This window comes from Streptomyces sp. NPDC026394, assembly GCF_055567735.1.
Genome location: NZ_JBVHPX010000013.1, coordinates 78501 through 89359, shown reverse-complemented (window position 1 = coordinate 89359; position 10859 = coordinate 78501). Strand labels below are relative to the sequence as shown.

Sequence of the window (10859 nt, the reverse complement as noted above, 5' to 3'; positions counted from 1 at the left end):
GGTGACGCGGTCGGCCCGCCCCGTTCCGCGTGGCCGGAAAGCGCGGAGCCGACTACGCCGGGAAGCGTCGGCCGATGAACCGCCAGGCGACTTCGAGCAGGATCGCGGCCGCGGCGGCGATGCCCACGGCGGCCCACGGCATCGTCGTGCCGACGAGTTTGAGGTCGAAGAAGTTCTGGAGCCAGGGGACGACGAGCACGATCAGGAAGCCGAGGCCCATCGCCAGGACGAGGCCGACACGCCACCACGTGTACGGGCGGGCGATGATCGCCAGGACCCACATGGCGCTGAGGAAGAGGGTCAGGGTGGCGGCGCTGGTCTCGGCGGGGAGGGCGTCCGGGCCGCTGTAGTGGCTGCGGGCCAGGAGGTACGTGGCGAAGGCGGCGAGGCCGATGATCAGGCCGGAGGGGATCGCGTAGCGCATCACCCGCCGTACGAAGTGCGGTTTGGCGCGCTCCTTGTTGGGGGCGAGGGCGAGGAAGAAGGCGGGGACGCCGATGGTGAGGGTGGACAGCAGGGTGAGGTGCCGCGGCAGGTAGGGGTACGGGATCTGGCAGCAGGCCACGAGGATCGCGAGCAGCACCGAGTAGACGGTCTTCGTCAGGAAGAGGGTGGCTACGCGGGTGATGTTGCCGATCACCCGGCGGCCCTCGGCGACGACGGACGGCAGCGTCGCGAAGCTGTTGTTCAGCAGCACGATCTGGGCGACGGCCTTGGTGGCCTCGCTGCCCGCGCCCATGGAGACGCCGATGTCCGCGTCCTTCAGGGCGAGGACGTCGTTGACGCCGTCGCCGGTCATGGCGACGGTGCGGCCGCGCTTCTGGAGCGCTTTGACCATGTCGCGCTTCTGCTGCGGCGTGACGCGGCCGAACACCGCGCCGTCCTCCAAGGCCTTGCCCATGTCGTCCGGGTCGGCGGGGAGCTTGCGCGCGTCGACGGGCGAATCGGCGCCGGGCATGCCGAGTTTCCCGGCGACGGCGCCGACGGAGACTGCGTTGTCGCCGGAGATGACCTTGGCCTGGACGCCCTGGTCCGCGAAGTAGCGCAGGGTGTCCATCGCGTCGGGGCGCAGCCGCTGTTCGAGGACGACGAGGGCGGTGGGGCGTACCTGGTCGGCGACACCGGCGTCGTGCAGGCCGCGTTCGGCGCGGGCCAGCAGGAGGACGCGCAGGCCCTGGGCGTTGAGGTCGTCGACCTCCGGGAGCGTGTCGTCGCCGGAGGGCAGGAGGACGTCGGGGGCGCCGAGCAGCCACGTGGTGTGCTCGCCGTCCGGGCCTTCGAGGGCCGCGCCGCTGTACTTGCGGGCGGAGGAGAAGGGCAGCGCGTCGGTGGCGCGCCGGCCGTCGCGGGCCGGGTACGCGTCGATGATCGCCTGGAGGGAGGCGTTGGGGCGCGGGTCGGACGCGCCGAGGGCGCCGAGGATCTGCCGGCAGTGGTCCTCGTCCGCACCGCCGAGCGGGCGCAGGTCGCTGACGTCCATGCCGCCCTCGGTCAGCGTGCCGGTCTTGTCCAGGCAGACCACGTCGACGCGGGCCAGGCCCTCGATGGCGGGCAGCTCCTGGACCAGGCACTTCTTGCGGCCGAGCCGGACGACGCCGATGGCGAAGGCGACCGAGGTGAGCAGGACCAGGCCCTCGGGGATCATCGGGACGATGCCGGCGACCATGCGGCGTACGGCCTCGTCGCCCGCCATGTTGAGCGTGAACAGGTGGCTGAGGATCAGGCCGACGGCGGTCGGCACCATCATCCACGTCACGTACTTGAGGATCTGGCTGATGCCGGTGCGCAGCTCGGAGTGGACGAGGGTGAAGCGGGACGCCTCTTCGGCGAGCTGGGCGGCGTACGCCTCGCGCCCGACCTTCGTGGCGGTGAACGCGCCGCCGCCGGCGACCACGAAGCTGCCGGACATCACCTTCTCGCCGGGCTGCTTGACCACCGGGTCGGCCTCGCCGGTCAGCAGCGACTCGTCGATCTCCAGGCCGTCGCTCTCCAGGACCTCGCCGTCGACGATCACCTTGTCGCCGGGGCCGAGTTCGATGACGTCGCCGAGGACGACCTCGGAGGTGGGGATCTCGGCGGCCGTGCCGTCGCGCCGTACGGTCGGTTTGGACTCGCCTATGACGGCGAGGCTGTCCAGGGTCTTCTTGGCGCGCAGCTCCTGGATGATGCCGATGCCGGTGTTGGCGACGATGACGAAGCCGAACAGGCCGTCCTGGATCGGGCCGACGATCAGGATGATCACGAACAGTACGCCGATGATGGCGTTGAAGCGGGTGAAGACGTTCGAGCGGACGATGTCGGCGGTGGAGCGCGAGGACCGTACGGGGACGTCGTTGACCTCGCCTCTGGCCACCCGCTCGGCGACCTCGGCGGCGCTCAGGCCGCGGTGGGCCGGTTCGGTGGCCTGCGCGCGGCCTCCGGCTTCGGTCTTCGCCCGCTGAGTCATGCCTTCGACGTTACGGGCGGAACGGGCGATTCACCCGCTGGATGCGCACAGGAAGGTGGTGCGAGTTGTTGGAGGGGCGCGCGTCAACCGTGAGGGGGCGGGATGCGTCCACTATGGGGTGAAAATGTCCGCGGGGCGGGACGACTGCTCCACCGTGCCGGGACGGCGGCCCGGCGTGCGCCGGCGGATCAGCGCGCGTCCGCCGCCGCCCGCTCGGAGCCCGGGGCCGCGGCGGCCGCCGCGCGCTTGATGGCGGCGTCGCGCTTGCGGACGTACCAGATGCCGAGGATGCCGAGACCGCCGCCGGCCAGACAGGTCCAGACCCACCAGGTGCGGTCGTGGTCGGCGAACCAGCCGTAGAAGGGGAGCTGGGCCAGGAAGAGCACGAACCAGATGATGGTGCCGCCGGTGATCGTGCCGACGACGGGGCCCTCAAGAGGCTCCGGGGCCTCGCGCAGTTCGGACTTCTTCCACATGGGGCCAGCTTACGGGCAGCCACCGACAGGGCCGGTACAAGGCCGGTCATGGCAGGGTGGCGGGCGGGGCGGTGCCGCGGGCCGGGTCCCGGGCGGCGGCCGGCCCTGTCCCGCAAGGGTCTACGCGCGGAGATAGCGATCACCGCCTTGTTTATTCATACTGAACCTATCCGGTTCTGACTGGTTTGATTCGTCGAATCCTCCAATCTGATCCGGCTTGTTTGTGTTCTGGGCCCGATCCGGGGCCCCCACGCCCTCCCAGGCCCGTACGACTGAGGTCCGCGCATGTCCCCCTCGGCCACCACGCCGGTCGACGCCGTCCAGAGCCCAGGTCCGCAGCAGCCCAAGAACGGTCTCGACCGGTTCTTCAAGGTCTCCCAGCGGGGGTCCACGGTCTCCCGTGAGCTGCGCGGCGGTCTCGCCACCTTCTTCGCCATGGCGTACATCGTCGTGCTGAACCCGATCATCCTCGGCGCCGGCCAGGACAAGTTCGGGCACCAACTGGACAACGGTCAGCTCGTCACCGCCACCGCGCTGATGGCCGGCCTGTCCACGCTCCTGATGGGCGTCATCGGCAATGTGCCGATCGCCGTCGCCGCCGGCCTCGGCATCAACGCCGTCGTCTCGCTCCAGCTCGCCCCCAAGATGAGCTGGCCGGACGCGATGGGCATGGTCGTGCTCGCCGGTCTGGTGCTGATGATCCTGGTCGCCTCCGGTCTGCGGCAGCGCGTCATGGACGCCATTCCGAACGGGCTGCGGCGCGCCATCGCGATCGGCATCGGCCTGTTCATCTCGCTGGTCGGCCTGGTCGACGCGGGCTTCGTCAGCCGCAACCCGGACGCCGCGCACACCACCGTGCCGCTGGCACTGGGCCAGGGCGGCCAGCTCCAGGGCTGGCCGGTGCTGGTCTTCGTGGTCGGCCTGGCGCTGATGTTCCTGCTGACCGTACGGAAGACCAAGGGCGCGATCCTGATCGGCATGGTCGTGATGGCGGTCGTCGCGATCGTCGTCAACGCGATCGCGGAGATCCCGGACGCGAGCTGGGGCCTGGCGGTCCCGAACGTGCCGGACGGCATCGTCGGCGCGCCGGACTTCGGCCTGGTCGGACAGATCAGCCTGTTCGGCGGCTTCAAGGAGGTCGGCCTGCTGACCGGCTGCCTCTTCGTCTTCACCGTGCTGCTGTCCGGCTTCTTCGACGCGATGGGCACGATCATCGGCGTCGGCGAGGAGGCCGGGCTGACCGACCAGGACGGCAACCTGCCCGGCATGGGCCGCATCCTGATGGTGGACGGCATCGCGGTCGCGGCGGGCGGCGTCGGCTCGGCGTCCGCCAACACCTGCTTCGTGGAGTCCACGGCGGGCGTCGGCGAGGGGGCCCGTACGGGGCTGGCGAACGTGGTGACCGGCGGGCTCTTCCTGCTGGCGCTGGTCTTCACGCCGCTGGCGACGGTCGTCCCGTCGCAGGCCGCGACGCCCGCGCTGCTGGTCGTCGGCTTCCTGATCATGTCGGCCAACGTGCGGGACATCGACTGGAGCGACTTCACGATCGCCGTTCCGGCGTTCCTGACGATCATCTCGATGCCGTTCACGTACAGCATCACCAACGGCATCGGCATGGGCGTGCTGGCCTTCATCCTGCTGCGGACGGCGACCGGCCGCTTCAAGGAGATCCCGTGGCTGCTGAACGCCGTGGGAGTGGCCTTCCTCGTCTACTTCCTGCTCGATCCGATCGAGCAGGTCCTGGGCGTGCACTAGCGCGCGCCGCGTGGGCGGTGCGGTTCAGAGCGGCGGTGCCGCGTAGAACCGCTCCGTCCGGTCCACCGACATCTTGAATCGTTCGTCGAAGTCTTCACGGATGAGCGTCCGGGTCACATAGTCCTGGACGCTCATTCCGCGTTTCGCGGCGTGCTGCCGAAGGCGCTCCAGCAGTTCCCCGTCCATGCGCAGGCTGAGCACTCCCGATCCCATACCGCCACGGTCCTCTCATGCCCTGGTCAGGCGGGTCACTTTCCGCTGCGTCCTCACTCGGAAGGGTGTGGCGGGTGGTCGCAGGTGTACGGGCTTTCATTAGAGAGGGTAATGAGTTATGCTAACGAACATGCCGGAACTGTCCCTGGGCGACGACGCTGCCGCCGACGCCGACGCCGTGAACGCGCTGCGGTCCGCCGTGATGCGGCTGTCCCGCCGACTCAAGCACCAGCGGGTCGACGAGTCGCTCAGCCCCACCGAGATGTCGGTGCTCGGCACCCTCGCCCGGTGCGGGCACGCCACCCCGGGCGAGCTGGCGCGCAAGGAGCACGTCCAGCCGCCGTCGATGACCCGCATCGTCGCGATGCTGGAGGCCAAGGGCCTGGTCCGGCTCGAACCGCACCCGGACGACCGCCGTCAGAAGGTCGTCACCCAGACCGAACAGGCCGAGGCGATGCTCGAAGAGAGCCGCCGCAAACGCAACGCGTGGCTGGCCGAGCTGGCCTCCGGGCTGGACGAGGACGAGTGGGCCGCACTGCGGACCGCCGCACCCGTGCTGGAGAAGCTCGCCCAGTTGTAGAGACCGAGCGCCGAGGAGGCGAACCCACTTTGAGTACGGGATCCGGAGCAGACTCCGCCCCCGCACCGAACTCCGACGACACCACCGCCACCGACGCCGCGACCGCGCCCCCGACAGGCACCAAGGGCACCGCCGCCGAACCGCGCGGGGGCATGTTCCGGTCGCTGAGAGTCCGTAACTACCGTCTTTTCGCCACCGGCCAGGTCGTCTCCAACACCGGCACCTGGATGCAGCGCATCGCCCAGGACTGGCTGGTCGTCAGCATCACCGGTTCGTCCGCCGCCGTCGGCATCACCACCGCGCTGCAGTTCCTGCCCATGCTGCTCTTCGGGCTGTACGGCGGGGTCATCGCCGACCGGGTCTCCAAGCGCAAGCTGCTGCTGGTCACCCAGGCGTCGATGGGCCTGACCGGCCTGGTGCTGGCCGTACTGACCCTCAGCGGGCACGTCACGGTCTGGCACGTCTACCTGATGGCCTTCGTGCTCGGCCTGATCACCGTCGTCGACAACCCGGCACGGCAGGCGTTCGTGGTCGAGATGGTCGGCCCGGACGACCTGCGCAACGCCGTCAGCCTGAACTCCGCCAACTTCCAGTCCGCCCGGCTCATCGGCCCCGCCGTGGCCGGTGCGCTGATCACCTCCCTCGGCAGCGGCTGGGCCTTCCTCCTGAACGGCCTGTCCTTCCTCGCGCCGCTCGCCGGACTGCTGCTGATGCGCACCGGCGAGCTGCACAAGGTCGACCGCGCCCCGCGCGGCAAGGGCCAGTTGCGGGAAGGCGTGCGCTATGTCGCGGGCCACCCCGAGCTGATCTGGCCGATCGTCCTGATCGGCTTCATCGGCACCTTCGGCTTCAACTTCCCGATCTGGCTGACCGCCTTCGCCGACAAGGTCTTCCACGGCGGCGCCGGCATGTACGCCTGGTTCAACGGCCTGATGGCGGTCGGTTCGCTGGCGGGCGCCCTGCTCGCGGCCCGGCGCGGCACCTCGCGGCTGCGGCTGCTGGTGGGCGCGGCGCTGCTGTTCGGCGTCCTGGAGATGGCCGCGGCCCTCTCGCCGACCGCCTGGGTCTTCGGGGCGCTGCTGATCGTCATCGGCGTCGTCGGCCTGACGATCAACGTCACGGCCAACTCCAGCGTGCAGATGGCGACCGATCCGCTGATGCGCGGGCGGGTGATGAGCCTGTTCATGATGGTCTTCATGGGCGGTACGCCGCTGGGCGCGCCGCTGGTCGGCTGGGTCACCGACGCGTACGGCGCCCGGATCGGCTTCCTCGCGGGCGGCCTGGTCTCCGCCCTGGCCGCGGTCGGTGTGGGCTTGGTGCTGACCCGTGCGGGCGGCCTGCGGGTCCGGATAGACCTGCGCCGCGGCCACCAGCACGTACGGTTCGTGCCGCGGGAGCGGGACAGCGAGCCGGAGCGGCTGGCCGCGGCGGCCTGAGGCAGCGGTACGGCGGTGGGGCCGGGGACGCGAGCGCGCCGCGGCTCCGGCCCCACCGCCTGTCCCGTGCGCGACACTGACCGCATGAGACTCTTCGCCGCCGTACTGCCGCCCGAGGCCGCCGTCGACGAACTCGACGCCCGGGTACGCCGGTTGCGTACGCTCCCGGACGCGGACCGGCTGCGCTGGACCGGGCGGTCCGGCTGGCACTTCACCCTCGCCTTCTACGGCGAGGTGTCCGACACCACCCTGCCCGACCTGCGCGAACGGCTGGCGCGGGCCGCGCGGCGGTACGAGCCGTTCCCGCTCGGCCTCAAGGGCGGCGGCCGCTTCGCGGACCGGGTGGTGTGGGCCGGCGCCGACGGCGGTCTGCCCGCCCTGCGCAAGCTGGCGGACTCGGCCACGGCGGCCGCCCGCCGGGCCGGGCTGGAGATGTCCGGCCACCGCGCGTACACCCCGCACCTGACGGTCGCGCGCAATCGCGCGGAAGCCCTCGACCTCGAACCGTTCGTCGACGGCCTGGCGGACTTCGAGGGCAGCGTGTGGACGGTGCGGGAGCTGGCGCTCGTCCGCAGCCGCCTGCCGGTCTCCGGGGTGGCGGGCGAGCAGCCCCGGTACGAGACGGTGGCGGCCTGGCCGCTGGGTAGGTGAGCGGGCCGGTTACGCTCGAAGGGTGGACCCCAAAACCCGTAACCGGATCATGTCCGGCCTGTTCGCCGTGCTGCTCGTCGTCGTGATCGTGGCGGCCGCCCTGCGCTGACCCGCCGGACGGCCCCGAGGACACCGCTCCCGAACCCGTCCCACCTGGCGAATCGCCGGGCGGATCGCCAGGTGGACGGGCCATGGATCACCGGGCGGGCTCGCGTCGGACCGCCGGTGGATCACCGGGCGGGCCCGCGTCGGACCGCCGGTGGATCACCGGCGGCTCACCAGGCGAACGCCTCCGGCGACGGCCCGGTGCCGGGGAAGATTTCGTCCAGCGAGTCCAGCAGCTCGGCCGACAGCTCCAGCTCCACGGCGCGCAGCGCGCTGTCGAGCTGCTCGGCCGTCCGCGGCCCGACGATGGGCCCCGTCACACCGGGCCGGGTGAGCAGCCAGGCCAGCGCGACCTCGCCGGGCCGCAGCCCGTGCTTGTCGAGCAGGGCCTCGTAGGACTCGATCTGCGCGCGGATCGCGGAGTTCGCCAGCGCGCCGGCCGAGCGGCCCCCGTTGGTACGGGCGCCGCCGCCCTCGCGCTCCTTGCGTACGGCGCCGCCGAGCAGCCCGCCGTGCAGCGGCGACCAGGGGATGACGCCCAGTCCGTAGGACTGGGCGGCCGGGATCACCTCCATCTCGGCGCGGCGCTCCGCGAGGTTGTACAGGCACTGCTCGCTGACCAGGCCGAGCGAGCCACGGCGCGCGGCGGCCTCGTTGGCCTGCGCCAAGTGCCAGCCCGCGTGGTTGGAGGACCCGGCGTACAGGATCTTGCCCTGCCGCACCAGGACGTCGATCGCCTGCCAGATCTCGTCCCACGGCGTGTGCCGGTCCACGTGGTGGAACTGGTAGAGGTCGATGTAGTCGGTGTTCAGCCGCTTGAGGCTGGCGTCCACCGCCCGCCGGATGTTCAGCGCGGAGAGGCGGTCGTGGTTGGGCCAGACCTGCTCGCCGTCGCCGCCCATGTTGCCGTAGACCTTGGTGGCGAGCACGGTCTTGTCGCGGCGGCCGCCGCCCTGGGCGAACCAGGAGCCGACGATCTCCTCGGTGCGGCCCTTGTTCTCGCCCCATCCGTAGACGTTGGCGGTGTCGAAGAAGTTGACGCCCGCGTCGAGCGCGGCGTCCATGATGGCGTGGCTGTCGGCTTCGTCCGTCTGGGGGCCGAAGTTCATGGTGCCGAGGACGAGTCGGCTGACCTTGAGTCCGGTGCGTCCGAGCTGCGTGTACTCCATGGGGCCATAGCCAACGCCTTGGAGTGCGCTCGAATCAAGGAGTGTGCGGCGTCCGTGTGCCCTCGTACGGACGGCGGGCCCGCGCGCCCTCAGGCGTCCACAGCCGTGTACGGGGCGCCCACGTCCCACGCCTGGTGCAGGGCGTCCGCGAAGGCGGCCGCGAGCAGGTGCTCGCCCGACGCGGCGGGGTGCGTGCCGTCGTAGGTGTCCCGGTCCAGGTCGTAGCCGTCCGGGTGGGAGGCCAGCAGCAGCGGCGAAGCGGGGGTGGACAGCTCCGCGACGGCCTTGGCCAGCAGCTCGTTGAAGCGCTCGCACTCGGCGGCGAAGGGCGCGTCGGACAGGGCGCGGGTGTTCGGGATGACGGGCATCAGCACGGCCCGTACGCCCGCGTCGGCCGCCCGTGCCTCGGCGACGAAGCGGTGGACGTTCGCGGCGGTCTGCTCCGCGTTCGTGTAGAAGCCGAGGTCTATCAGCCCGAGCGAGACCAGCAGCGTGTCGGCCTTGTGCTTGCGCACCGCGTCGCCGATCAGCGGCACCATGTGGCACCAGCCCTCGCCCCAGCCGGCGAGGTGGCGCCGGGCGCGCTCGGGGAAGTCCGGGTCGCGGTAGGCGTGCGAGGCCGCCGCGTCGGCGGACACGTCGTACAGCTCGGTACGCGGTCCGACGATGCGGTAGGGGCCGCCGTAGGTCCGGTTGAGGTGCTGCCACATCCGGTAGCGCCAGGTGAAGTCGCCGGCGCGGCCGATCGTCATCGAGTCACCGACGAACATCACACGCATACGACCTCCCGGCCGCCCGGCCCGGGCGCGCCGGAGTGCGCTGTCGGGGTGGTCATGCGGAGATCATAAGGAGCCGGACGTTCCGGGCGGCGGGCGGGGCGAGCCGCGTCCCGCGCCCGGACGGGCGGGTACCGGACAGGTGTGGCCCCCGGGGCAGGGCGGGCCGCACCGCCGCGCCGCCGAAGTGGGAGGCTGTGCCCATGCGTTCGCTACTGTGCGCGGCCGGGGCCGCGGGAATTCTGCTGTGCGCGGCGGCCGGGCCGGCGGCGGCCGACGGCGGAGGAGGGTCCGAGGGGTTCACGATCGAGGACCAGCGGATCACCGAGTCCAGCGGCCTGGCGGCCAGCCGGGCCCACCCCGGCGTGTACTGGACCCACAACGACAGCGACGACGGGCCGTACGTCTACGCCGTGGACGGCCGGACCGGCCGCACCGTCGCGACCGTCACCCTGCGCGGCATCGGCGACCCCCGCGACGTGGAGGCGATCTCGGTCGGGCCGGACGGCAACGTCTACGTCGGGGACATCGGCGACAACCTCGGCGGCACCTGGAAGCACGTATGGATCTACCGCTTCCCCGAGCCGAAGGAGCTGCGCGACCAGACCGTCGATGCGGCGCAGCTCACAGTCACGTACGACGAGGGCCCGCGGGACACGGAGGCGATGATGGTGCACCCCAGGACGGGGCGGGTCTACATCGCCAGCAAGAAGAAGAGCGGTGGCGCGGCCCTGTACGAGGGCCCCGAGCGGCTGTCGGCGCGCGGGACGAACACCTTCCGCCGGATCGCGGGCATCGACCAGTGGGTGACGGACGGCGCGTTCTCGCCGGACGGCACGCGGCTGCTGCTGCGCGGTTATTTCGGCGCGGAGATGTACCGGTGGGAGGGCGGGCGCCCCAAGGACATCGGCAGCGTGGGTGTGCCGTTGCAGATGCAGGGCGAGTCGGTGACCTTCACTCCCGACGGGCGGACACTGCTGTTCGGGTCGGAGGGCAAGGGCAGCCGGGTGCAGCCGGTGGGGCTCAGCGGCGACCAACTGCCGGAGTCGGCGAAGGGGGCCGACAGTAAGGGCGACGGCGACGGCACCGGTAAGGGGGACACGGCGGACGGCGGCCAGGGCGAAGCGGGCAAGAACCGCAACGTACTGCTGGCGGCGGCGACGTTCGGGGTGGCGACGGTGGTGGTGCTGGTGCTGCGGAGGATGTTCCGACGGAGGTGAGCGGCGGGGGGAGAACGGGCGCGCCCGGTCTC

The 10859-nt window shown here is 71.4% G+C and carries 10 protein-coding genes; 5 read left to right on the top strand and 5 right to left on the bottom strand.

The features are described 5' to 3' along the window. Positions 1 to 52: 52 nt before the first annotated feature. Together ACZ4QV_RS27070 and ACZ4QV_RS27065 are read right to left on the bottom strand one after the other, a co-directional pair. On the bottom strand, positions 53 to 2446 hold the full coding sequence (locus ACZ4QV_RS27070; protein ID WP_361156973.1) for an HAD-IC family P-type ATPase: 2394 nt from the start codon (positions 2444 to 2446) through the stop codon (positions 53 to 55). A 188-nt stretch (positions 2447 to 2634) separates the two neighbouring features. After that, a complete protein-coding gene (locus ACZ4QV_RS27065; protein ID WP_361156970.1) occupies positions 2635 to 2922 on the bottom strand; it encodes a DUF2530 domain-containing protein in 288 nt (95 codons plus the stop codon). 285 nt (positions 2923 to 3207) lie between these two features. Here ACZ4QV_RS27065 and ACZ4QV_RS27060 point away from each other — a divergent pair, with 285 nt between their 5' ends. After that, the gene (locus tag ACZ4QV_RS27060) at positions 3208 to 4677 is read left to right on the top strand and encodes an NCS2 family permease (protein ID WP_467763528.1); all 1470 of its coding nucleotides are present in this window, start codon (positions 3208 to 3210) and stop codon (positions 4675 to 4677) included. Positions 4678 to 4701: 24 nt separating this feature from the next. Here ACZ4QV_RS27060 and ACZ4QV_RS27055 read toward each other — a convergent pair whose 3' ends face one another. Next, positions 4702 to 4890, bottom strand: coding sequence for a ribbon-helix-helix protein, CopG family (locus tag ACZ4QV_RS27055; protein ID WP_073759267.1), 189 nt, complete (start codon positions 4888 to 4890; stop codon positions 4702 to 4704). A 130-nt stretch (positions 4891 to 5020) separates the two neighbouring features. On the opposite strand from ACZ4QV_RS27055, the gene ACZ4QV_RS27050 reads away from it, so the two are divergent. From ACZ4QV_RS27050 to thpR, 3 genes are all read left to right on the top strand, one after another. Next, positions 5021 to 5470 carry a MarR family winged helix-turn-helix transcriptional regulator gene (locus tag ACZ4QV_RS27050; protein ID WP_030669441.1) on the top strand — a complete coding sequence of 150 codons (450 nt, stop codon included), beginning with the start codon at positions 5021 to 5023 and terminating at the stop codon, positions 5468 to 5470. 29 nt (positions 5471 to 5499) lie between these two features. After that, a complete protein-coding gene (locus ACZ4QV_RS27045) occupies positions 5500 to 6906 on the top strand; it encodes an MFS transporter (RefSeq protein ID WP_361585117.1) in 1407 nt (468 codons plus the stop codon). An 84-nt stretch (positions 6907 to 6990) separates the two neighbouring features. Beyond that, the gene (thpR, locus tag ACZ4QV_RS27040; protein WP_361156962.1) at positions 6991 to 7557 is read left to right on the top strand and encodes an RNA 2',3'-cyclic phosphodiesterase; all 567 of its coding nucleotides are present in this window, start codon (positions 6991 to 6993) and stop codon (positions 7555 to 7557) included. A 275-nt stretch (positions 7558 to 7832) separates the two neighbouring features. Here the strand turns inward: thpR and ACZ4QV_RS27035 are convergent, their stop codons facing one another. Together ACZ4QV_RS27035 and ACZ4QV_RS27030 are read right to left on the bottom strand one after the other, a co-directional pair. After that, positions 7833 to 8831, bottom strand: coding sequence for an aldo/keto reductase (locus tag ACZ4QV_RS27035; RefSeq protein WP_361156960.1), 999 nt, complete (start codon positions 8829 to 8831; stop codon positions 7833 to 7835). Positions 8832 to 8920: 89 nt separating this feature from the next. Continuing rightward, positions 8921 to 9610: a GDSL-type esterase/lipase family protein gene (locus ACZ4QV_RS27030; protein ID WP_361633990.1), complete on the bottom strand. Its 690-nt coding sequence runs from the start codon at positions 9608 to 9610 to the stop codon at positions 8921 to 8923. Positions 9611 to 9810: 200 nt separating this feature from the next. Here ACZ4QV_RS27030 and ACZ4QV_RS27025 point away from each other — a divergent pair, with 200 nt between their 5' ends. Next, positions 9811 to 10827: a hypothetical protein gene (locus ACZ4QV_RS27025; protein ID WP_467763527.1), complete on the top strand. Its 1017-nt coding sequence runs from the start codon at positions 9811 to 9813 to the stop codon at positions 10825 to 10827. Positions 10828 to 10859 lie beyond the last annotated feature (32 nt).